22 protein-coding genes are annotated in these 23,069 nt (G+C 56.4%); 6 read left to right on the plus strand and 16 right to left on the minus strand.

The genetic code is table 11. The features are described from left to right. Positions 1-2: 2 nt before the first annotated feature. From tolQ to ACJJU9_RS17680, 9 genes are all read right to left on the minus strand, one after another. Positions 3-698, minus strand: coding sequence for a protein TolQ (gene tolQ, locus ACJJU9_RS17640; protein ID WP_048370552.1), 696 nt, complete (start codon positions 696-698; stop codon positions 3-5). After that, complete coding sequence (gene ybgC, locus ACJJU9_RS17645) at positions 688-1,155, minus strand: tol-pal system-associated acyl-CoA thioesterase (RefSeq protein ID WP_048370554.1); 468 nt, start codon at positions 1,153-1,155, stop codon at positions 688-690. Before ybgC ends, tolQ begins: the two co-directional genes overlap by 11 nt. Before the next feature lie 138 nt (positions 1,156-1,293). Next, a complete protein-coding gene (gene ruvB, locus ACJJU9_RS17650) occupies positions 1,294-2,352 on the minus strand; it encodes a Holliday junction branch migration DNA helicase RuvB (protein ID WP_048370557.1) in 1,059 nt (352 codons plus the stop codon). Then, positions 2,353-2,961: a Holliday junction branch migration protein RuvA gene (gene ruvA, locus ACJJU9_RS17655; protein WP_048370816.1), complete on the minus strand. Its 609-nt coding sequence runs from the start codon at positions 2,959-2,961 to the stop codon at positions 2,353-2,355. 110 nt (positions 2,962-3,071) lie between these two features. Continuing rightward, positions 3,072-3,596 (minus strand): crossover junction endodeoxyribonuclease RuvC, encoded by a 525-nt coding sequence (ruvC, locus tag ACJJU9_RS17660; protein ID WP_048390750.1) that lies wholly within the window; start codon positions 3,594-3,596, stop codon positions 3,072-3,074. 128 nt (positions 3,597-3,724) lie between these two features. Then, positions 3,725-4,471 (minus strand): YebC/PmpR family DNA-binding transcriptional regulator, encoded by a 747-nt coding sequence (locus ACJJU9_RS17665; protein ID WP_048390742.1) that lies wholly within the window; start codon positions 4,469-4,471, stop codon positions 3,725-3,727. A 119-nt stretch (positions 4,472-4,590) separates the two neighbouring features. Next, complete coding sequence (gene aspS, locus ACJJU9_RS17670) at positions 4,591-6,366, minus strand: aspartate--tRNA ligase (protein ID WP_048370563.1); 1,776 nt, start codon at positions 6,364-6,366, stop codon at positions 4,591-4,593. A 109-nt stretch (positions 6,367-6,475) separates the two neighbouring features. Further along, positions 6,476-6,697, minus strand: coding sequence for an FmdB family zinc ribbon protein (locus ACJJU9_RS17675; RefSeq protein ID WP_048370564.1), 222 nt, complete (start codon positions 6,695-6,697; stop codon positions 6,476-6,478). A gap of 178 nt (positions 6,698-6,875) precedes the next feature. Then, positions 6,876-7,238: a ribbon-helix-helix domain-containing protein gene (locus ACJJU9_RS17680; protein ID WP_153373877.1), complete on the minus strand. Its 363-nt coding sequence runs from the start codon at positions 7,236-7,238 to the stop codon at positions 6,876-6,878. Positions 7,239-8,061: 823 nt separating this feature from the next. On the opposite strand from ACJJU9_RS17680, the gene ACJJU9_RS17685 reads away from it, so the two are divergent. After that, positions 8,062-8,664 carry a cold-shock protein gene (locus tag ACJJU9_RS17685; RefSeq protein ID WP_048370568.1) on the plus strand — a complete coding sequence of 201 codons (603 nt, stop codon included), beginning with the start codon at positions 8,062-8,064 and terminating at the stop codon, positions 8,662-8,664. 67 nt (positions 8,665-8,731) lie between these two features. Here ACJJU9_RS17685 and ACJJU9_RS17690 read toward each other — a convergent pair whose 3' ends face one another. Together ACJJU9_RS17690 and ACJJU9_RS17695 are read right to left on the minus strand one after the other, a co-directional pair. Then, complete coding sequence (locus ACJJU9_RS17690) at positions 8,732-8,938, minus strand: SlyX family protein (protein WP_048370570.1); 207 nt, start codon at positions 8,936-8,938, stop codon at positions 8,732-8,734. Next, positions 8,935-9,366 carry an HIT domain-containing protein gene (locus ACJJU9_RS17695; RefSeq protein WP_048370571.1) on the minus strand — a complete coding sequence of 144 codons (432 nt, stop codon included), beginning with the start codon at positions 9,364-9,366 and terminating at the stop codon, positions 8,935-8,937. Before ACJJU9_RS17695 ends, ACJJU9_RS17690 begins: the two co-directional genes overlap by 4 nt. Positions 9,367-10,154: 788 nt before the next feature. Here ACJJU9_RS17695 and ACJJU9_RS17700 point away from each other — a divergent pair. Beyond that, positions 10,155-11,435 carry an OprD family porin gene (locus tag ACJJU9_RS17700; protein ID WP_273220519.1) on the plus strand — a complete coding sequence of 427 codons (1,281 nt, stop codon included), beginning with the start codon at positions 10,155-10,157 and terminating at the stop codon, positions 11,433-11,435. Between the two features lie 262 nt (positions 11,436-11,697). On the opposite strand, the gene ACJJU9_RS17705 is transcribed toward ACJJU9_RS17700, so the two are convergent. Together ACJJU9_RS17705 and ACJJU9_RS17710 are read right to left on the minus strand one after the other, a co-directional pair. Continuing rightward, positions 11,698-12,540 carry a mechanosensitive ion channel family protein gene (locus ACJJU9_RS17705; RefSeq protein ID WP_048390734.1) on the minus strand — a complete coding sequence of 281 codons (843 nt, stop codon included), beginning with the start codon at positions 12,538-12,540 and terminating at the stop codon, positions 11,698-11,700. A gap of 211 nt (positions 12,541-12,751) precedes the next feature. Then, entirely contained in the window at positions 12,752-13,237 is a 486-nt protein-coding gene (locus tag ACJJU9_RS17710; protein WP_018926510.1) for a YajQ family cyclic di-GMP-binding protein, read from the minus strand. A gap of 176 nt (positions 13,238-13,413) precedes the next feature. Between ACJJU9_RS17710 and ACJJU9_RS17715 the strand changes: the two genes are divergently transcribed. The 3 genes from ACJJU9_RS17715 to ACJJU9_RS17725 are packed head-to-tail and all read left to right on the plus strand — an operon-like array spanning position 13,414 to position 16,960. Next, a complete protein-coding gene (locus ACJJU9_RS17715; protein ID WP_407729124.1) occupies positions 13,414-14,295 on the plus strand; it encodes a putative 2-dehydropantoate 2-reductase in 882 nt (293 codons plus the stop codon). Positions 14,296-14,342: 47 nt separating this feature from the next. Continuing rightward, entirely contained in the window at positions 14,343-16,379 is a 2,037-nt protein-coding gene (locus ACJJU9_RS17720) for an ATP-binding protein (RefSeq protein WP_407729125.1), read from the plus strand. Between the two features lie 2 nt (positions 16,380-16,381). Further along, the gene (locus ACJJU9_RS17725) at positions 16,382-16,960 is read left to right on the plus strand and encodes a cob(I)yrinic acid a,c-diamide adenosyltransferase (protein WP_407729126.1); all 579 of its coding nucleotides are present in this window, start codon (positions 16,382-16,384) and stop codon (positions 16,958-16,960) included. A gap of 144 nt (positions 16,961-17,104) precedes the next feature. Here the strand turns inward: ACJJU9_RS17725 and ACJJU9_RS17730 are convergent, their stop codons facing one another. The 3 genes from ACJJU9_RS17730 to secA form a co-directional block, all read right to left on the minus strand. Then, positions 17,105-18,049: a Nudix family hydrolase gene (locus tag ACJJU9_RS17730; RefSeq protein WP_407729127.1), complete on the minus strand. Its 945-nt coding sequence runs from the start codon at positions 18,047-18,049 to the stop codon at positions 17,105-17,107. Positions 18,050-18,162: 113 nt separating this feature from the next. Beyond that, positions 18,163-19,380 (minus strand): bifunctional glutamate N-acetyltransferase/amino-acid acetyltransferase ArgJ, encoded by a 1,218-nt coding sequence (gene argJ, locus ACJJU9_RS17735; protein WP_048370587.1) that lies wholly within the window; start codon positions 19,378-19,380, stop codon positions 18,163-18,165. Positions 19,381-19,494: 114 nt separating this feature from the next. Beyond that, complete coding sequence (gene secA / locus ACJJU9_RS17740) at positions 19,495-22,248, minus strand: preprotein translocase subunit SecA (protein WP_048370589.1); 2,754 nt, start codon at positions 22,246-22,248, stop codon at positions 19,495-19,497. Between the two features lie 307 nt (positions 22,249-22,555). Here secA and ACJJU9_RS17745 point away from each other — a divergent pair, with 307 nt between their 5' ends. After that, on the plus strand, positions 22,556-23,008 hold the full coding sequence (locus ACJJU9_RS17745; protein WP_048370590.1) for a DUF721 domain-containing protein: 453 nt from the start codon (positions 22,556-22,558) through the stop codon (positions 23,006-23,008). Positions 23,009-23,069 lie beyond the last annotated feature (61 nt).

The raw sequence follows: 23,069 nt of genomic DNA on the forward strand, positions 1-23,069 counted from the left end.
GCTTATTCTTCGCTGGTGTGCACTTTACGGTGCAGGATCGCCTGGAATTCATCGGCGAAGGTGTAGTAGCGGCTGATCAGCGTTTCGCTACGTGCAGCAAAGCGGTTGTAAGCAATAACAGCCGGGATAGCAGCAAACAGACCAATCGCGGTTGCAACCAATGCTTCAGCAATACCCGGTGCAACGGTTGCCAAGGTGGCTTGCTGAGCCGTCGCCAGACCACGGAAGGAGTTCATGATGCCCCACACGGTACCGAACAGACCGATGTACGGGCTGACCGAACCAACGGTTGCCAGGAATGGCAGGCTTTGCTCCAGTTTTTCTTCTTCGCGCGAAATCGCTACACGCATGGCACGCGCAACGCCTTCCATGACGGCTTCCGGGTCAACGCCCGGCTGTTGACGCAAGCGCGAGAACTCTTTGAAACCGGCGCGGAAGATTTGTTCAACGCCAGAATCAGGGTCCGGGTTGCTGCCCGCCTGACGATACAGTTTTGACAAATCGATGCCCGACCAGAAACGCTCCTCAAAGCTGTCCAGGGCACGTCGACCGGCACGCAGCATGGTGCTGCGCTGAAAAATCATAATCCACGAGGTAACCGATGCAGCCAGCAAGGTCAACATTACCAACTGCACCACAATGCTGGCATTGCTGACCAAACTCCACATGGAGGAATGGTCGACGACGTTAGCTTCCACGCTTTATCTCCTGCTCTAAATGTTTACCCGCGCCGCTTACGTCGGCAAAGGCCGTACGTAAAGCTTCGGGAATGGCCCGGGGTTTAAAACTATCGGCGCGCACACAGGCCACCAAAAACTGCCCTTCACAGAGCAAGGTTGTATCCGCAGCCCGCCAGACCTGCTGCTTGAAACGCAGGCTGGCACGGTTGAGTTCTGTTACTTGAGCGCTTATCAACAGTTCGTCGTCCAGTCGCGCCGGTGCGTGGTAACGCGCCTCGCTGGAATGCACGACAAATAACAGGTTCTCGCCTGCCAGCGCGGATTGGGCAAAGCCCAGCTCCCGCAGCCTTTCGGTTCGAGCCCGCTCCATAAACTTAAGATAATTTACGTAATACACGACGCCACCCGCATCGGTGTCTTCGTAATAAACGCGACAGCGATGTGCGAACGGCTCAAGCCTGTTTTGCGCGCGCATACTCTAGTGCTTACTCCTCAGGTTGCCAATCCGCCAAACCACTGTTTTTTACGCTTCTTAGACTTTAATACCCAAGTTTTTTAGCGCCAGCCCTTGAGACAGCAAAAAGCGCAAAAAAATCAGTTGCAGATCGCTTGATTAATCATCCACAGCGTTCAAAAAACCATCCACAGCGGGGGTTTCACCCAGTCGTGACGGAATGTTTAAGCCAAAGTGTAAATAAGCATGTCGCGTCACCACTCGACCCCGAGGCGTACGCATGATGTAGCCCTGCTGAATCAGGTACGGCTCCAGCACATCCTCAATGGTGTGACGCTCTTCGCTGATGGCGGCGGCAAGGTTATCGATACCCACCGGCCCACCATCGAACTTCTCGATCATGGTCAGCAGCAAACGCCGGTCCTGATGATCGAAACCATGCTCATCTACGTCCAGCAGATTGAGCGCCAGGTCTGCTACCGCCTTGGTGATGTGCCCCTTGGCGCGCACTTCGGCAAAATCACGCACCCGGCGCAGCAGACGATTGGCAATACGCGGCGTCCCCCGCGCCCGACGAGCGATTTCATAGGCGCCTTCAGGATCAAGCGGCAAACCAAAAATGCTGGCCGAACGGCTGACGATCGTTGCCAGGTCATCCGTACTATAGAACTCTAGCCGCTGAACAATCCCGAAACGATCGCGCAATGGGTTGGTCAGCATCCCGGCACGGGTCGTCGCGCCCACCAGGGTAAAGGGTGGCAAATCCAGTTTGATCGAGCGCGCAGCCGGCCCTTCACCAATCATGATGTCGAGCTGGAAGTCTTCCATGGCCGGGTACAAGACCTCTTCCACAATCGGCGACAGTCGATGAATTTCATCGATAAACAGCACGTCGTGGGGCTCAAGATTGGTCAGCAATGCCGCAAGATCACCGGGTCGTTCAAGCACAGGACCCGAGGTGCTCTTGATCGACACGCCCATTTCCTGGGCAATGATGTTGGCCAACGTGGTTTTGCCCAAACCGGGCGGGCCAAAGATCAGCGTGTGGTCCAGCGATTCTGCGCGCCCGCGAGCCGCTTGAATAAACAGCTCCATCTGCTCACGCACAGCTGGCTGACCAATGTAATCCCCCAGGCTCAAAGGGCGAATCGCACGATCCTGCACGTCTTCCCGGTCGCGCCCACTCGAGGCGGTTATCAAACGATCAGCTTCAATCACTTAAATCATTCCCTTAAGGGCACGGCGAATCATGTCTTCACTGCTCAACGTTTTGTCTTTGATGGCGGACACCGCCTTGCTCGCCTCCTGAGGTTTATACCCCAGCGAGATCAAGGCGCTGACTGCATCGCTCTCGGCACTGGCCACCGGCACCGGCGCATCCGGCTGGTTAGGCACCAACGCAAACATGCTCGGCACTTGCTCCCAGGCCTTAAAGCGATCCTTGAGTTCAACCAGTAACCGTTCGGCTGTTTTTTTGCCGACCCCCGGCACCTTGGTTAAGGCCGAGGTGTCCTGAGCCTGCACGCAACGCACCAGCTCATCAACCTCCAAACTGGACATCAAGGCCAGCGCGAGCTTGGGGCCGACGCCATTCAGGCGGATCAGCTCACGAAAGAAGTCACGCTCACGCTTACCACTGAAACCATAGAGCAACTGCGCATCTTCGCGAACCACCAAGTGCGTGTGCAGGGTCAGCGGCTCACCAATTGAAGGCAAACGATACAGCGTGGTCATGGGTACTTCGACCTCATAGCCCAAGCCGTTTACATCGAGAATCAAGTGCGGCGGCTGTTTTTCAGCCAGAGTGCCACGCAAGCGTCCAATCACGTTCAGATCCTTTTCTCTGGCCAGATCAATGGCTGACAAGTAGAACAACAGAGCCGCATCATTGCAGGTGCAGCCCTGTTAGCAAGTTTAATCAGGCTAAAAGGCCCTGTTCAGAGACGCAAACGCCCGCCACGGCGGCGCGCCGCCCCCAAACCATGAGGCAACAGACTGGAACGGGTGTGCGCATGGCACAAAGCAATCGCCAGCGCATCAGAAGCGTCGATCTGTGGCTTGGTGGTGAGCTTGAGCAAGTGCATGACCATCATCATCACCTGCTCTTTATTCGCCCCGCCCGTCCCCGCTACGGCCTGCTTGATTTGTGTTGCAGAATATTCGGCAATCTCCAGGCTTTCTTCGGCGCCCGCGACAATTGCAGCCCCTCTGGCCTGGCCCAGTTTCAAGGCCGAGTCGGCATTGCGGGCCATAAAGACTTTTTCAATGCCCATGGTGACCGGGCCGTAGGTCTGAATAACCTCACGCACCCCGCGATAGACGATCTGCAAACGCTCATGCAGTTCGCCGCCGCCTGTACGAATACACCCCGAGGCCACGTACACACAGCCACGGCCAGTGTCTTGCACTACGCCATAGCCGGTGATTCGCGAACCCGGGTCAATACCAAGAATAAGAGTCATAACGCCTGCAGCTTATGAAGTGACGCCCACCGGCACATACCCGGACAGCTTAAAGGCAGAAGCCGGAGGTGCACAGCGCCGCGATCATCGCGGCGTTGCACCTCCGGCCTCTGTTAGACGGGTTCAGGTCAGGCGAGCTGTTCCAGCACCGCATCCGGAATTTCAGCGTTGGAGTAGACGTTTTGCACGTCATCCAGGTCTTCGAGCATGTCGATCAGCTTAAGCACTTTTTCAGCGCCTTCCAGATCCAGCTCGGCACTGGTGGTAGGCAGCATCACGATTTCTGCGTCAGCCGGGGCAAAACCCGCCGCCTCAAGGGCGTTGCGAACCGCGTAAAAGCCCGAAAACGAGGTGAAGACATCGATGGAGCCATCGCTGTTGGTCACCACGTCATCGGCATCGGCTTCCATCGCAGCTTCTATCAAGGCATCTTCATCAACGCCCGCTGCAAAGGAAATCTGCCCCTTGCGCTCGAACAGATAGGCCACCGAGCCATCCGTGCCCAGGTTGCCACCGCACTTGCTGAACGCATGACGCACCGCAGCCGCCGTACGGTTACGGTTGTCGGTCATACATTCGACCATCACCGCCACACCACCCGGGCCGTAACCTTCGTAGCTCAGCTCGACCATATCGTCGGTTTCAGCTGCGCCAGCACCCCGCGCGATCGCCCGATCAATGATGTCGCGGCTCATGTTCGCGCCCAGCGCCTTGTCCAGCGCCAGACGCAGACGCGGGTTCGTAGCAGGATCGCCACCGCCCTGACGGGCAGCAACGGTCAGCTCACGAATCCATTTGGTGAAAATCTTGCCTTTTTTGGCATCCTGACGCTCTTTGCGGTGCTTGATGTTCGCCCACTTAGAATGACCTGCCATAACCCACTCCGAATCCTTGATGAAACCTTGCCGGCCTTAGCACATGCCGTGGCCCCGCAATAAAAATGCTCGACCCAATGACAAAGGCGCATCCGAAGATGCGCCTTTGAAGGTCAGACTTACTCCGCCTTAGGCTGTTCGCGCAAACGAATGTGCAACTCGCGCAACGCTTTGGCATCTACCAGACCTGGCGCCTGAGTCATGACACAGGCAGCGCTCTGGGTTTTCGGGAAGGCAATCACTTCACGAATCGACTGAGCACCAGTCATCAGCATCACCAGACGGTCAAGACCGAATGCCAAGCCACCGTGCGGCGGTGCGCCGTACTTCAGGGCGTCGAGCAGGAAGCCGAACTTCTCTTCTTGTTCTGCTTCATCAATGCCCAACAGGCGGAACACCGCTTGCTGCATTTCTTTGCGATGGATACGGATCGAACCGCCACCCAGCTCAGTGCCGTTCAACACCATGTCGTATGCGCGGGACAAAGCGGTAGCCGGGTTGGCTTCCAGCTCTTCTGGCGAGCATTTTGGTGCGGTGAACGGGTGGTGCAAGGCGCTGAAGCTGCCGTCGTCGTTCTCTTCGAACATCGGGAAGTCGACAACCCACATTGGCGCCCACTCGCAAGTCAGCAGGTTCAGGTCGTTACCAACCTTGATCCGCAGTGCGCCCAGCGCTTCGCTAACAATCTTGGCCTTGTCGGCACCGAAGAACACGATGTCGCCATCGACTGCGCCAACACGATCCAGGATCACATTGAGGTTAGCTTCAGGGATGTTTTTAACGATCGGCGATTGCAGACCTTCAACACCTTTAGCGCGCTCGTTGACCTTGATGTACGCCAGGCCTTTGGCACCGTAGATGCCAACGAATTTGGTGTAGTCGTCGATCTGCTTGCGCGGCATGCTCGCAGCACCCGGCACACGCAGGGCGGCAATACGGCATTTAGGGTCGTTGGCCGGGCCGCTGAACACCTTGAAATCCACTTCTTTAAGCTGGTCGGCAACGTCAACCAGTTCCAGCGGGTTACGCAGGTCCGGCTTGTCGGAACCGTAGCGACGCATGGCTTCTTCGAAGGTCATGTGCGGGAATTCACCGAACTCCAGATCCAGCACTTCCTTGAACAGGTTGCGGATCATGCCTTCGGTCAGGCCCATGATGTCTTTTTCGTCGAGGAAGCTGGTCTCGATGTCGATCTGAGTGAACTCAGGCTGACGGTCGGCACGCAGGTCTTCGTCACGGAAGCACTTGGCGATCTGATAGTAACGGTCGAAACCGGCCACCATCAGCAGCTGTTTGAACAGTTGCGGCGACTGCGGCAAGGCGAAGAAAGAACCGGCGTGGGTACGGCTTGGCACCAGGTAGTCACGCGCACCTTCAGGGGTGGCACGGGTCAGGATCGGTGTTTCAACGTCCAGGAAGCCGTTCTCGTCCAGGTAGCGACGAATACTGGTGGTCATGCGCGAACGCAGACGCAGCTTGTCGAGCATCTCTGGGCGACGCAGGTCGATAAAGCGATAACGCAGGCGGGTTTCTTCGCCAACGTCAGAGAATTCGTTCAATGGGAACGGCGGAGTCTCAGCTTCGTTCAGGACTTCGAGCTCGTAACCCAGCACTTCGATCATGCCCGAGGCCATGTTGGCGTTCACAGCACCGGCCGGACGCAGGCGAACCTTACCGGTCACCTTGACAACGTACTCGCTGCGCACGCGGTCGGCAGCAGCGAAGGTCTCAGCACGATCCGGATCGAACACAACCTGCGCCAGACCATCACGATCACGGATATCGAGGAAAATCACCCCACCGTGGTCACGGCGACGATGAACCCATCCGCAAAGGGTAATTTCCTGGCCTTCCAGGCTTTCGTTCAGTTGGCCGCAATAATGGCTGCGCATCATGGTAGTGGTTTCACTTCTCGTAATTCGTAATTCGGTGGAGGTCTTGCGCACCGTCGGTGCTGGTGTGACTGCAAGATCCCGCTTGTGTTCAGAGGGCTTTCGCTCAACCTCAGTCGGACTTGTCGCCGCCTGCCAGATTCTTTTTCGCGCCCGTCTTGAAGTCTGTTTCATACCAGCCTGTTCCGCTTAGGCGAAAGCCTGGCATGGACAGCAGTTTCTTCAGCTCAGGCGCCTGGCAGGCAGGACAATCAACCAGTGGCGAGTCACTGATCTTTTGGATGGCTTCCAGCTGATGACCACAGGAAGCACATTGGTAATCGTACATGGGCATTGGCGTGTCTCGACAATCCGTTAGCGGCAACCCGTCAGGGGCCACACAGCAAAGCGCGAGATTATATCTGGTAAATCGAGCCAATGCAGCCGCATGAGCAGCCTTAACACCTCAAAGAAAGCCTGAATATTGAAAGATTGCAAGCCACTGAACACTTAATGACGCCCAACACCGCACATCACCCTACCCACATCTGTTCTGGCAGCACTCCCCGGACAGAGCGGTCGCCCTTCATCAGGTGCATCACACAGACCACTCGAATCAGACCGCTGAAATTCTTCACGCCACCGTGACGCAAATGAATCTCTCTATCGATATACGACAGCAATGCATTAATTGAACAATGGTTACACTGGGAAATATCTGACAGCACCTCCCAATAAATCTCTTCTAGCCGCAAGCAGGTCGCAAAACCATTTAACCTGACAGACTTCGACAGTGGCTGAGCCGAGCCCATACCAAAGTCCAGAATCACCGGATCAATTCTAGCTCTCTGCAATAAGCGCCCACCACCACCTGCTTGCCGTATTAAACGCCCCATATATAAAAGCCTCCATCACAACGCCTAAGAAATAATTAATAGCGATTCAACATGAACACACCCTCATAAAACATTATGCAAAACTTCTTATCCAGCAGACTTAACCCGCATCTCTGTAGGAGCACTCTCGGCAACCATCCTGAATCCGCCCCCACCCTTCCTGCACGCCCCTGAAATCAAGCCCCCTTCACTGCAGAACCCAGCCGTAAGCACACAGCCAGAACCATTGAAACCCTGTATACCCACACATTAAGACACCTTGCCTTCACGACAAACAAAAAGACTGAATAACAACGACTCATACCAACTACCACTTCTACTCAACGATATTTAAATACTACAACCAGATACCTATACGTAATCCTTTATAGGAACTTAACCCGACCCTTAATAACAACCCACCAACTGCGCACACCCTTATTACAGATAACCTACACGTTATAAGCCACACTCAATACTTATCGCCCAACAAAAAAATCGACCAACGGTCATTGGTTCTCGGATATTTGCCTCCCATTTTAATTTGGACACGTTCCAATACGACACAAAGAAGTGGACTACAGGGCTCTAGAGCAAGGCCTTCGCCATAAGTACGCATTTTCCGGGCCCTCTCGCGCAAACACTGCGCTCGACATCTCAATACGCTTAATTTGAGAAGGCCCAAGCTTTGCTGTTAAATAGGCAGCGTGTCGCCTTCGCCAAGCCTCTGGCGACGGTGCATAGGCTGATACCACGTGCGTGTCCAGCGCCTCCATTTTTTTCAGAAGCGAACCGCGCGCTATCAGCTCTTCCTTGCGATCCGTCTAAACGTGAGTTAATTGAAATGTTGAAAATCGTTCACCTACTAACGGGCGCAGCTGCTTTGCTGCTGTCCTTCATTCCCAGCCTGCAATCCGACGCTGTCCCTTACCTCCAACACGCTGATGCTCTTTACCTGGCTTTTCTTGGCCTGCTTAACCTGGCACTGGCGCCAGTCATTCCTTACTGGAATAAAGGCCCACGCCATCAACTGCAAAACCTGGTCAGCGCCTTGCTGGTGCTCTCTGTTGTCCTGCAAACCCTCACCCTCTTCGGCCTGCTGCTGCCGATCGGCGACCAACCAGCGATCCTGATCAGCCTGGTACCTGCCGTGATTGCTGTAGCCCTGCACTTGATCGTGAGTTTCTACAAGTCGTCACCTTCGTCCACCGCACAAACCTACGACATGACCAACCGCGATACAGGCACTGTAAAGTGGTTCAACACCTCCAAGGGTTTCGGCTTTATTTCCCGAGATTCCGGCGATGATATTTTTGTCCACTTCCGCGCCATCCGTGGCGAAGGCCACCGTGTATTGGTGGAAGGGCAACGTGTTGAGTTCTCGGTGATGAACCGTGACAAAGGCCTGCAAGCTGAAGATGTGATCGCAGCGTTACCGCGCCGCTGATTTCAGCCTGAAAAAAAAACCGCGAGCAGCCTGGCTGTTTCGCGGTTTTTTTATGCCTGCAGAAAACTCAGTAGTGCGGTGGCGGCGCCTCGTCCTCAAACGACTCGAATTGCCCGCCCATTTCTTCCTGGCGCTTGAGCAAGGCCGCTATCTGCAGTTGCAGTCGATCAACTGCGTTTTGCTGCGACACCAGCACATCGTTCAATGCCTGAATGGTGTCGTCCTGAAACGCCAGGCGGCTCTCCAGATCCATCACTCGCTCTTCAAGGCTCACTGCTTACCCTCCACAAACGTAAAACCAGCGCCCAGGCCCGCTTTAAGCTTGTCCCGGATCACTTGCACATCAGCCTCACTGTAAGGTTTGGCAGGGTGCTTACCCCATACCGGACCTGGCCAGGCCGCATCCGACGCGTACCGGGCAATCACATGCATATGTAACTGGCTGACCACGTTACCCAATGTGGCCACGTTCATTTTGTCAGCCGTGAAAAGCTCTTTAAGCACGCCAGCCAGCGCTGTGGTTTCAGCCCACATCAATTGCTGATCAGCGTCATCCAATTGAAACAGCTCACTGATACCCTCGCGGCGCGGCACCAAAATGAACCAGGGGTAATTCGAGTCGTTGGAAAGCAACAAGCGGCACAAAGGGAAATCCCCAATCAGCCAGGTATCCTCTTGAAGGCGTGTATCCAAAATGAACACGGGGTGCTCTCCTGTTTAACAAATAATTTAAGCTCGACTCAAGGCCGGGCCAGACCCGCCTGCCCTGCGAGCATCAGATGTGCAGGATACCCTTGATTGCGTTCAGCATCACACCGCCCTCGTCCCGGGACACAAGCCGATGGCCAACGGGCGCCGTGCCTGCCCCAAGCATTCGCCAGACACTCCTGCACCAAAACGGCACAGACCGAGTGGTTTTAGTGCACCTAAACGTCACCTGCTACCCACACCGGGGTGAAGCGGTAACATTTTGCACATCTTTGGGGCTGCAACGCCGCCTCCGGGTGCATGCAACGCGCCCTTCAAAGCAGGCCAGCGATCACCTCAACCTCGCTAAACCGGGCCTGTCAGCCCGCCAAAAGCCAGATAATTTTTTTTCATGCTAAAAACCTGACTTGAGCATGCTTGTTGCATATACACGGTACAGGTCGACTGGGGCGCGGCAGGGGAGCTACGACCCGACGATAAATAACAAAAAGTTGAGCCGTCAAAAAGGGGAGCTTTAATAAGGGGTCAGCAGGCTATTTGGCTGTCCCGCTCAGAAAAACAGCTTGAGCAACATGCGAGTCACGACACATAGCTGCCAAAGAGCGACATGTAGAGTGTATTTCGTGACTTAGCTGTAAAGAAGCTGAAAGCTTTTGAAGGCAAGTATAGCCAATAGGGTCGGCGTGATATAAGTTTGCGCCGACACAAAAAGAAAGAGCCGCCCAGATAATAATTCAGGTGGGACGGCAGTACTCTTCCTAAAACCAAAGGAGCAAATCACGATGCGCGTGATGAAGTGGAGCATGATCGCCCTGGCTGTTTCAGCCGGAACTACACAGTTCGCAATGGCTTCGTCCCAGGACGATTCCAAAGGTTTTATTGAAGACAGCACGCTGACTTCCAAAACTCGCATGTTGTACATGAACCGTGACTTCAAAAACGGCGCTGGCAACATTGCCAAGCCAGGTGGCGGTTTCAAAAGCGGTTACCGTGAAGATTGGGGCCTGAGCGAACTGCTCAACTACTCCTCAGGCTTCACCCAAGGCACCATCGGTGTCGGTGTTGATGCATTCGCCATGGGTACCCTGCGCCTGGACGGCGGTGCTGGTCGTCAAGGCAACGGCCTGTTCGCTTCCAAGAGCGACGGTTCGCCAGAAGACACTCAATCCAAGGCAGGCGGCGCTATCAAATTCCGCCTGTCCGACACCGTCCTGAAGTACGGCAACCAATTCGTTGCAAGCCCGGTTTTCTCTACCGATGACAGCCGTTTGCTGCCTGAAGTGGCGACCGGTACTTTGATTACTTCCCACGAAATCAAAGGCCTGGAACTGAGCGCAGGTCGCTTCACCGCCATCAGCTCGCAGACCGGCATGTACCATGACAGCCTGCACCTGCCAGCGGCCAACATCGCCGGCGCAACCTATCAGTTCACCGACAATTTCGTCGGCGGCCTGGCAGCGTCGGACGTTGATGACTACTTCAAGAAGCAGTACATCAACCTGAACTACACGTTCCCGATCGATGATTCTCAAGCCCTGAACTTCGACTTCAACGGCTACAGAACCTCGAGCCAAGGCAAGGAACTGGCAGGCAACGTTGACAACAAAATCTGGAGCTTGGCAGCGGCCTACAGCATCGGCGCTCACAAGTTCACCCTGGCTCACCAGCGCTCTACCGGTGACAGCGGTTACTACTACGGCGTAGACGGCGGCGGCACCATTTTCCTCGCCAACTCCGTGCAATACTCCGACTTTAACGGCAAAGATGAACGTTCATGGCAGGCTCGCTACGACCTGAACATGGCCACCTATGGCGTACCAGGCCTTAGCTTCATGGCTCGTTACATCACCGGTGACAACATCAGCACCGACACCGGCGAAGGTAAAGAACACGAGTTCAACTTCGAGAGCAAATACGTGATGCAAGAAGGCCCGGCCAAAGACCTGTCCTTCCGCCTGCGTAGCGCTGTTTACCGCAACAACGGCAACTACAACGTTGCAAGCGGTAACACCGACAACAACGACGTTCGTATCATCGTTGAATACCCACTGAACATCTTGTAATAACCGCCTTCGGGCAGTCATTACCCACGTTGTTCAGTAAACCCCGCACCTGTTCAGGTGCGGGGTTTTTTATTGCCTGCGGGTTTAGCTTATATATAGGAAGCTAACTAACAAGTATAAATGCAAGCAGTTCTCACTCTCCTAAAGCTGACTTCCGAGTCCATCTTCAGATATGTCTTACACACCCCAGAAACAATTAAAGGGACCGAAGTCCCTTTAATTGTTTTTGTGCCTATTAAATAGCTGACTATCGAATTAACAATTAGCCCGCAGACACTTCCTGCACAACGCGAACGACACGTTGCGGAAACGGAATATCAACACCCTGCGCTTTTAAGCGGTCGCGGGCATGCTCGTTAAACATGAACAAGACATCCCAGTAGTTGGGCGTATCGACCCATACACGCAGCGACATGGTGATTGCACTGTCGCCCAAGGCGGTCACAACCACGGCTGGCGCAGGTTCTTTCAGCACCCGAGGGTCGTCAGCCAGGGCCAGCAAGACCTCACGCACCTTCTGCAAATCTGCCTCGTAATCGACACCCACATCAAACACCACCTTGCGCGTCGGCTGGCGGTTGTAGTTGGTGATGATGCCGTTGGACAGGTTGCCGTTGGGCACGATAACGGTTTTGTTGTCACCGGTGCGCAGCACTGTGTGAAAGATTTGAATGCTGTCGACGGTCCCGCTCACGCTTTGCGCTTCGATCCAGTCACCAATCTTGAACGGGCGGAACAGCAAAATCAGTACCCCGCCTGCAAAGTTGGCAAGACTGCCTTGCAGCGCCAGGCCAATGGCCAGGCCAGCGGCACCGATTGCGGCCACAAATGAGGTTGTCTGGATGCCAATCATCGAGGCAACGCTGACGACCAGCAGCACCTTGAGAATGATGTTGACCAGGCTGCTGATAAAGCCTTGCAGCGCCAGGTCAGCCTTGCGCAGCGCCAGCAACTGCCCCAGCTTGGCGGTCAAGCGGTTAATCAGCCACCAACCTATCGCCAGGGTGACCAGCGCCAGCAGCACACGGCTGCCGTATTCCATGATCATTGGAATCCAGGCCTGCGAGGTCTTGATCAAGTGATCAAATTCAGCGTTCAGATCCATTTATCTCTCCTAATACCGATATCCGGTGACGTTGTTCAGGCTCTGTACCCGATGTGTCCATGCCCAGTAATGCCACAGGCCGTCGCCGCACCTGCGCATCACTCGAAGACATGTCGTACAGACCTAAACGATTGAACGCTCACGCTCAATCGTTTAAGTCGCGCCCAGGAAAATCGGACGTCGATGATCGCCACAGGTTCCCTGGCAGTGATCAGTCGCGGAAGTTATTGAACTGCAGCGGCATGTCAAACGTCTTGGCACGCAGGGCTGCAATGGCTTCTTGCAGGTCATCACGTTTCTTGCCGGTGATACGAACCTGCTCACCCTGAATGGCTGCCTGCACCTTCAACTTGGCGTCTTTGACGTGAGCAACGATCTTTTTCGCCAGCTCTTTATCAATGCCTTCCTTAAGCACCGCCTCTTGCTTCATCAGCTTGCCCGAGGCGTAAGCATCCTTGACTTCAAGGCACTGCACGTCGATTTTGCGCTTGACCAATGCCAGCTTGAGGATCTCAATCATGGCTTCGAGCTGAAAATCCGCCTCAGCGGTCAGATTCACCGTAAGGTCTTTTTCTTTGAACTCAAAGCTGCCTTTGCCTTTGAGGTCATAACGACGGTCCAGCTCCTTGACGGCGTTCTCGACTGCGTTGGTGACTTCGTGTTTGTCCAGTTCGGATACCACGTCGAACGACGGCATGTAATTTCTCCACTCTTTAATGGGCGCGCACAACACAGATGGAGCGCGCCTGACCTGACAGTTAAAATGCGCGGGCATTATAGCGGTTCTTCCACGTCATTCACTTGCGAGCACACATGCCACCTTTCAACTGCAGATCAGCCCCTACTCGCTGGCACATCCTGGGCGCCGGTAGCATGGGCACGCTGTGGGCCGCCCGGCTGGCGAGAGCGGGGTTGCCGGTTACATTGATCGTGCGCAACGCTGCGCGCCTGCACGCCTACGAAGCCGCCCACGGCTTAACTCTAGTTGAAGGCGAGCAAACCCACCTGCTGCCCGTCACCGCTCAGTTGCCTGAGACTGACGAGCCGATCGAGCGCTTGCTGCTCACCTGCAAGGCGTATGACGCCGAACATGCCATCGCGCAGATTGCCCACCGGCTTCAACCCGGTGCCGATGTGGTGCTGTTGCAAAATGGCCTTGGCAGCCAACAGGCGGTGGCGGCCAGGGTGCCCCAGGTACGCTGCATTTTTGCCTCCAGCACGGAAGGCGCATTTCGTGAGAGCGACTGGCGCGTAGTCTTTGCCGGAGCGGGCCACACCTGGCTGGGCGATACCCGCCAGGGCGAAGCACCGCACTGGCTCGAAGACCTGCAACGCAGCCACATCGCCCACGAATGGAGCCCGACGATTCTCAGCCGCTTGTGGCGAAAGCTGGCGCTGAACTGTGCAATCAATCCGCTGACGGTGCTGTACAACTGCCGAAATGGCGGCTTGCAGGCGCACCGCGCCGAGGTCGACACCCTGTGTGACGAGTTGGCTGCCTTGCTCGAACGCTGCGACCAGGCCGAGGCGGCAGACAACTTGAATACCGAAGTGCATCGGGTGATCCAGGCCACGGCCAACAACTATTCTTCAATGCACCAGGATGTCGCCCAAGGTCGACGCACCGAAATCAGCTACTTGCTGGGTTACGCCTGCGAAGCGGCGCGCCAGCGGCAGTTTGCCGTGCCGCATTTACACGCGCTGCATCAGCGACTGATCGACCACCTGAAGCAGCGCGGATTGCCCTGCAACTGAGGCCCGCGCTACTCTGCGACTTTGTTCTTCTTTATGCGGTCATTGCGATGCCCTTGCGCCAGCGCCTCGAAAACCTTCCGGTCGGCCAGAAGTTGCTGGCCGCCCTCCTCGTCCTGCTGGCGACCGTGCTGGTGGTGGCCAACTTAACCTTCATCACCGCCGCGTACTGGATTTCACACGAAAGCACCGCCCCGCAAGCCTTGCAAACCCTGGGGCGGCTGGCATCCAACCCTAAACTGATTGTTGAGTCGCTGGACTCTGTGTCACAGGCTGAGGCGTTGCTCGACGAAATAGGCAGCTACGCACCTCTGCGCGCGGCGGCCATTTACGACGGCTCAGGGCATTTGCTGGCTCAACTGCAACATGGCGAGCACCTGCCACTGCCCGAGCATTACCGCCAGCTTGAAGCCTGGAGCCTGACCGAGCTGCGCAGCCACCTGATCACGCGTTTACACAACGGCGATAAACCCGCAGGGCACTTGTTACTGATCGCCAGCAGCGAATTACCCGCCGCGTTTTACACCGGCACACTCACCGCGAGCTTGGGGATTTTGATCTTCAGCATTTTGCTGTGGCTGGTGGTTTCACGACAGATCAAACGACTGATCACCCACCCTATCCACCGCCTTGAAGAACTCTCGCGCCAGGTCACCCGCGAAGAAAACTACGCCTTGCGCGCAGCACCGGGCAATCACGATGAAATCGGCAGCCTGGCGGAAGCATTCAACACCATGCTGTCGCGTATCGAAGCGCGCGAACAAGAGCTCAAACGCGCCCGTGATGAGGCGCGGGCAGCTTACGACCAGGCCCAGACCCTGGCCGAAGAAACCCGCCACACCAACCGCAAGCTGGAGCTTGAAGTACAAGTTCGCAGCAAAATCGAGAAAAAACTGACGGGGTTTCAGAACTACCTGAACAACATCATCGACTCAATGCCCTCCGCCCTGATTGCGCTGGACGACCAGCTCTACGTCACCCAGTGGAACCAGGAAGCCAGCGCCCTGTCCGGGACGAAACTCGATGAGGCCATGAACCAGCCGATCTACCTTGCCTTCGAACCGCTCAAACCCTTTTTGCCGCAGCTTAAAGACACCATCGAAACCCATCGCGTGGCCAAGATCGAACGGGTGACCTGGACCCAAAACGACGAAGTCCGCCACTATGCCCTGACCTTTTACCCGCTGACCGGCAGCAGCGGGCGCGGTGTGGTGATCCGGATCGACGACATTACCCAGCGCCTGTCACTGGAAGACATGATGGTGCAGTCGGAAAAAATGCTTTCGGTGGGCGGACTCGCGGCCGGCATGGCCCACGAAATCAACAACCCCTTGGGGGCGATTCTGCACAACGTGCAAAACATTCGCCGACGCCTGTCCAGCGACCTGCCGAAAAACCTGGAAGTCGCCGAGCAGACCGGCATTACCCTGGATGCAATCAGCCACTACTTGCAGGCCCGCGAAGTACCGCAGTTACTCGACGGCATCCAGCAGGCTGGCGCCCGCGCAGCAAAAATCGTCACCCACATGCTCAGCTTCAGCCGCCGCAGCAACCGGCAAATGAGCCCGTGCGATTTATCGGCGTTGATTGATCAGGCCATAGACATTGCCAGCAATGACTTTGACCTGGCCCTGGGTTTTGACTTCAGGGGCCACGACATTGTTCGCCAGTTCGACCCTGAGCTGGGCCCCGTGCCCGGCATCCCCAACGAACTGGAGCAAGTGCTGCTCAACCTGCTGAAAAACGCAGCCCAGGCCATTCATCAGCGTCCCGCCAATACCGAGCCCGGTCGCATTATTTTGCGCACCAAACTCAACCCGCCCTGGGCGGAGATCCAGGTCGAAGACAACGGCGTCGGCATGCCCGAACAGGTGCGCAAACGCATCTTCGAGCCGTTTTTCACCACCAAGGAAGTCGGCCAAGGCACCGGGCTTGGCCTGTCCGTGTCGTACTTTATTGTCACCAACAACCACAAAGGGCAGATGGAGGTGCACTCCACATTAGGCCAAGGCACCTGCTTCACCCTGCGCTTGCCACTGGCGGGCAACCTGCTGCCTTCTCACGAATCAACCACCGTGGAACTGTAAACATGGGTTTTCGCTTATCAAAGATCTACACCCGTACCGGCGACAAAGGTGAAACAGGCCTTGGCGACGGCCGGCGTGTGCCCAAGGATCACCCGCGGGTAGAAGCCATCGGCGAAGTCGACACGCTCAACAGCCAATTGGGCCTGCTGCTGGCCGGGCTCAGCGCTCACAGCGTCGAATGTTCGGGGCTAAATGAGGTGATAGAAGTGCTTGAACCTTGCCAGCATCGACTGTTCGACCTGGGTGGCGAACTGGCCATGCCGGTGTATCTGGCGCTCAACAACGCTGAAGTCGAACGTTTAGAGGCGGCCATTGACCGCTGGAACGAAGAGTTGGGCCCGCTGGAAAACTTCATTTTGCCCGGCGGCTCCACCTTGATCGCCCAAGCCCACATCTGCCGCAGCCTGGCCCGCAGCGCCGAACGCCGCTGCCAGCAACTCAATGCACTGGAGCCATTGGCCGGGGTGGGTCTGGCCTACATCAACCGGCTGTCAGACCTGCTGTTCGTAGCCGCGCGTTTGATTGCCAAACGCCAGGGGATAGCCGAGATCTTGTGGCAGGCGGCGGCCAAGCCATCCTGAGGCACGTACGCCCTCATTTGTAGTCGCTGCCGAGGTACGAAGGCTGCGAGCTTTTTACGGCTGCTTCGCACCCTATCGCAGCCTTCGTGCCTCGGCAGCGACTACTGAGATCGTGCACCCCTTGCTTCAACACCGTACTGAGGTCTATTCCTGCGGCCAGAACGCGCGGATTCCGGCAACGCCCTGTGCGCCGATATTCCACGCCTGCTGGCAATCGTCCGGCCCCAACCCGCCCAGCAAAAACACCGGCTTGTTGAAGTTGGCGATCAACGCCTGCGCCTGCTCCCAGCCCAAAGGCTGCGTATCTGGGTGGGTCTGGGTCGGCAATACCGGCGACAAGGTCACAAAATCCACGTCCATCTGCTCAGCCAACGCCAGTTCTTCTGCGTTATGGCACGAAGCCGCCAACCAGCGTTCTTTTGCCAACGGTCGGCCTTTGGCGGCGTATTTGCGCAATTGCGCCGCGGTTAAATGCCAACCCGCCGAAGGAAAATCCCCCAGCCATTCCAGCGGACCTTTGAGCATCAGTTGCGCCTTGCCGGCACACAACCCGGCCGCATCCACCGCCAAATCGCGGTACTTGGGGTCGTAACCATTGGGCGCACGCAATGAAACCAGCTTGATACCGCCTGCAATAGCCTTCTGTAAACCGCGCAACAACTCCGGCGTTTCCAGCCCGTCCGGGGTGATCAGGTATTGATCCGGCAAACGCGCAGCCGCCACTATCGGCTGATTCGCCGCCGGGAACTCATAACTGGCCAAGTCTCGCGCCGAAGCCCACGCCAATGGCTGACCTTCTGCACCATCAGGCTCGCCCGTGAATTGCGAAACTTCCCAAACATCAAGCAGGACCTGCTTGTCCGGGTAATCATGCTGAACCTTGATCAACGGTCGCGCAGCGCTCACCGTAATCCCCAGTTCTTCTTGCAGTTCACGATTCAACGCAGCCTCGACCGACTCCCCTGCCTCGACCTTGCCACCAGGGAACTCCCAGAGCCCGCCTTGATGCTGAGTATCAGCGCGACGGGCAATCAGTACCTTGCCGCCTTCGCCACGGATAACGGCCGCAGCCACATGAATTCGTTTCACCCTTGTGCTTCCTCTAATCCGGCCTGTTGCCAGGCTTTAAACGCCAAACCTTGGTGTCTACCCGCACCAACGTTCTACGCGAGCATGGCCTGCATGCTCGCGCAGAACAGTGATCAGGTACGGTATTCAGCGTTGATTTTCACGTACTCGTGGGACAAGTCTGTGGTCCAGATGGTTTCGCTGGCGGTACCGCGACCCAATTCGATGCGAATGGTGATTTCTTCGCGAGCCATCACCGCCGAGCCCTGCTCTTCGGTGTAAGTGGCCGCACGTGCGCCGCCGCTGGCAATACACACTTCGCCGAGGAACACGTCGATTTTGCTCACGTCCAGGTCCGGCACACCGGCACGCCCAACGGCCGCCAAAATACGACCCCAGTTCGGGTCAGAGGCAAACAGTGCAGTCTTGATCAACGGCGAGTGAGCCACGGTGTAACCGACATCCAGGCATTCCTGGTGGTTGCCGCCGCCATTCACTTCAACGGTGACGAACTTGGTCGCGCCTTCGCCGTCACGCACGATGGCCTGGGCCACGTCCATGCACACTTCAAACACCGCCTGCTTCAAGGCTGCGAACAGCGGGCCGCTGGCTTCGGTGATTTCTGGCAGGTTGGCTTTGCCGGTGGCAATCAGCATGCAGCAATCGTTGGTCGAGGTGTCGCCATCGATAGTGATGCGGTTGAACGACTTGTTGGCACCGTCAAGTAACAGGTTTTGCAGGACGTCGCGGGACACTTTGGCGTCGGTCGCGATGTAACCCAGCATGGTGGCCATGTTCGGACGAATCATGCCCGCACCTTTGCTGATGCCGGTGACGGTGATGGTCACGCCTTCATGCTCAAACTGACGGCTCGCCCCTTTAGGCAAGGTGTCTGTGGTCATGATGCCGGTGGCCGCTTCAGCCCAATGGTTCTCCGACAGGTCGTCCAGCGCGGCTTGCAAAGCACCTTCGATTTTCTCAACCGGCAGCGGCTCGCCGATCACACCGGTGGAATACGGCAGCACAGCGCTGGCATCCACACCCGTCAGTTCAGCCAGCTTGGCGCAGGTGCGTGTGGCCGCGATCAGGCCCGGCTCGCCGGTACCGGCGTTGGCATTGCCAGTGTTGGTCAGCAGGTAGCGCACTGGCCCCTGAACACGTTGCTTGGCCAAAATCACCGGCGCGGCGCAAAAGGCATTCAAGGTGAACACGCCAGCGACGTTCGAGCCTTCAGCGCAGCGCATGACCACGACATCCTTACGCCCGGGACGCTTGATACCGGCGCTAGAAATACCCAGCTCAAAACCGGCCACCGGGTGCAAAACAGGCAAAGGACCAAGACCAACAGCCATGACGCGCTCCTACATAGAGATGACAGTTCCGCCAATGGGCGGGAATTCAATGGTAAAACGCCGCGACGGCTAAAGCCGGTCGCGGCGCAGGTGTTTCAGCAAATGAAGCGGGCGTTAGTTGATTTGCCCGTGACAGTGCTTGTATTTCTTGCCCGAGCCGCAGTAGCACAGCTCGTTGCGGCCCAGCTTCTGGTCATTGCGCACCGGCTCGGACGACGTGTCGACGTCAGCGATGTCTGCACCTTCAAGCACTTGGGCCATGGCATCAGGCTGATCAAGGCCTGGCGCTTCGGCGTGCTGGAACTGCATGCGCGAAGCCAGCTCTTCGGCTTCTTGACGCAGACGGGCTTCTTCTTCAACCGGGTCTTCACGACGAACCTGTACATGGGACAGTACACGGATCGAATCACGCTTGATCGAATCAAGCAGCTCGGAGAACAGATTGTACGACTCGCGCTTGTACTCTTGCTTCGGGTTCTTCTGCGCATAGCCGCGCAAGTGGATACCGTGACGCAAGTGGTCCATGGTCGACAGGTGGTCTTTCCACAGGTCGTCCAGAACACGCAGCACAATTTGCTTCTCAAACGTGCGCAGGGCTTGCGCGCTGGCCTGTTCTTCTTTCTCGTTGTACGACGCCAGCAGCTCGTTCAGCAGCTTCTCGCGCAGGGTTTCTTCGTACAGGTGATCATCTTCGTCGAGCCATTGCTGGATCGGCAGTTTCACCCCAAAACCGCTCTCGATGGCTGCTTCCAGACCGGCAATGTCCCACTGCTCCGGCAGCGATTGCGGCGGAATGTGCGCGCTGACCGTGCTGTCGAGCACGTCCTTGCGGAAGTCGGCAATGGTTTCGCCGATGTTTTCAGCCGCCAGCAACGTGTTACGCATGTGATAAATCACTTTACGCTGTTCGTTGTTAACGTCATCGAACTCCAGCAATTGTTTACGGATATCGAAGTTGCGACCTTCAACCTTGCGCTGAGCCTTTTCGATTGCGTTGGTCACCATGCGGTGCTCAATCGCCTCGCCAGACTGCATGCCCAGGGCCTTCATGAAGTTCTTCACTCGATCAGAAGCGAAGATACGCATCAGGCTGTCTTCCAGCGACAGGTAGAAGCGGCTGGAACCGGTATCGCCCTGACGACCGGCACGACCACGCAACTGGTTGTCGATACGGCGCGATTCATGGCGCTCGGAAGCGATGACATGCAGACCGCCCGACTCCAGCACTTGCTGGTGACGTTTTTGCCAATCGGCTTTGATCTGGGCAATTTGCTCTGGCGTCGGGTTCTCGAGCGAAGCCACTTCGACTTCCCAGTTACCGCCCAACAGGATGTCGGTACCACGACCGGCCATGTTGGTGGCGATGGTCAGCGCGCCCGGACGACCGGCCTGTGCAATGATTTCAGCTTCTTTTTCGTGGAACTTGGCGTTCAGTACCTTGTGCTCGATGCCTTCCTGCTTCAGCAGGTTGGACATGTGCTCAGAGGTTTCGATCGTGGCAGTACCGACCAGTACCGGGCGGCCTTTTTCCATGCAGTCCTTGATGTCAGCCACGATGGCGGCGTACTTCTCGTCTGCGGTCAGGAACACCAGGTCGTTGTAGTCTTTACGTGCCAGCGGCTTGTTCGGCGGGATAACCATCACCGACAGACCGTAGATCTGGTGGAATTCGAACGCTTCGGTGTCTGCCGTACCGGTCATGCCGGACAGCTTGTTATAGAGACGGAAGTAGTTCTGGAAGGTTGTCGATGCCAGGGTCTGGCTCTCTGCCTGAATGTTCAGGCCTTCCTTCGCTTCAATCGCCTGGTGCAGACCTTCGGACAAACGACGACCCGGCATGGTACGGCCGGTGTGTTCGTCGACCAGCAATACCTGGCCGTCTTCAACGATGTATTCGATGTTGCGATGGAACAGCTTGTGAGCGCGCAGAGCAGCGTACACGTGGGTCAACAGGCCCAGATTGTGCGCCGAGTACAGGCTTTCGCCTTCGGCCAGCAGACCGATCTGGGTCAGCATGTCTTCTACAAACTGGTGACCGGATTCGTTCAACTCGACCTGGCGGGTCTTCTCATCGATGGTGTAGTGACCAGGCTTGGTGACCTCGCCTTCCACTTCTTCGATGTGCTGCTCAAGACGCGGGATCAGCTTGTTGATTTCGGTGTACAGCTTGGAGCTGTCTTCGGCCTGACCCGAGATGATCAGCGGCGTACGCGCTTCGTCGATCAGGATGGAGTCGACTTCGTCGATGACAGCGAAATTAAGCTCGCGCTGGAATTTTTCTTCCATGCTGAAAGCCATGTTGTCGCGCAGGTAATCGAAGCCAAACTCGTTGTTGGTCCCGTAGGTGATGTCGGCGGCGTAGGCTTCACGCTTTTCCTGTGGTGGCTGGAAAGGTGTAACCACACCGACCGAAAGCCCCAGGAACTCATAGAGCGGGCGCATCCAGTTGGCATCTCGACGTGCCAGGTAGTCGTTCACGGTAACCACGTGCACGCCCTTGCCGGACAATGCATTGAGGTAAACGCCCAAGGTGGCTACCAGGGTTTTACCTTCACCGGTACGCATTTCTGCGATCTTGCCTTCGTGCAAGGTCATGCCACCGATCAGCTGTACGTCAAAGTGACGCATGCCCATGATGCGCTTACCGGCTTCACGGCAGACCGCGAACGCTTCAGGCAACAATTGATCGAGGGTCTCACCTTTAGCTATGCGGGCCTTGAACTCTTCGGTCTTGGCGCGCAATTGCTCATCACTCAGAGCAACCATTTGCTCTTCGAAGGCATTAACGACCTGTACCGTCTTGAGCATGCGTTTAACTTCGCGCTCGTTCTTGCTTCCAAAAAGTTTCTTTAACAAAGGCGCAAACATATCGGCAGGATCTTCCACACATAGGGATGGAGGGCGGCCCCGAGAGTCGCCCGAGCAGCCCTGATGGCCGCATGCGAGCGAGCATTCTACCCGGAAACGGCGGTGAGGAAAGTGGCGTTATTCCACGATACTGGTACAGCGTTGTGACGGGGCCTGACTAAAGTAAGGCCTTTTTGCGGAACTTCAACCCATGCAGTGAAGAAGTTACCTATTGATTTTGCATATAAACTTAACCGTTTCAGGTCTGTGTCGAGGGAAATGGCGGTTTCTGCTAGGATTGCCATTCAGTTTTCTCAGGTGTTTGATCATGGCATTTCGCCCACACCCAGCACGTGCACCCGCCGTTCTGCTCCGCGAGGCCAAGCCCCTAAAAGCCATTTTTGGCCATGCCAAGCGCCTTGCGCACCTGCAACGCCTGCTTGAAAGCCAACTCCAGCCTGCCGCCCGCGAACATTGCCACGTGGCGTCCTGGCGTGAAGGCAGCTTGTTGTTAATCGTCACCGATGGCCATTGGGCCACGCGTTTGCGCTACCAGCAAAAACGCCTGCAGCGTCAATTGCAGGCCTTTGACGAGTTCGCCAGCCTGACCCGGATTTTGTTTAAAGTGCAGCCGCCAACCGTGCAAGCCAAAGTCGGCGGGCACACCCATGACCTGTCAGTGGATGCCGGGCAAACCATCCAGGCCACCGCCGAAGGCATCAGCGACCCGGCCCTGCGCGCAGCCCTTGAACGCCTGGCCAGCCACGCCCGACCAAAATAAGCCCACAATCTGTAGTCGCTGACGAGGAACGAGGCTGCGATACGGGCCGCAGGACCGCCGC

This window comes from Pseudomonas helleri, assembly GCF_045830615.1.
Lineage (GTDB): Bacteria > Pseudomonadota > Gammaproteobacteria > Pseudomonadales > Pseudomonadaceae > Aquipseudomonas > Aquipseudomonas helleri.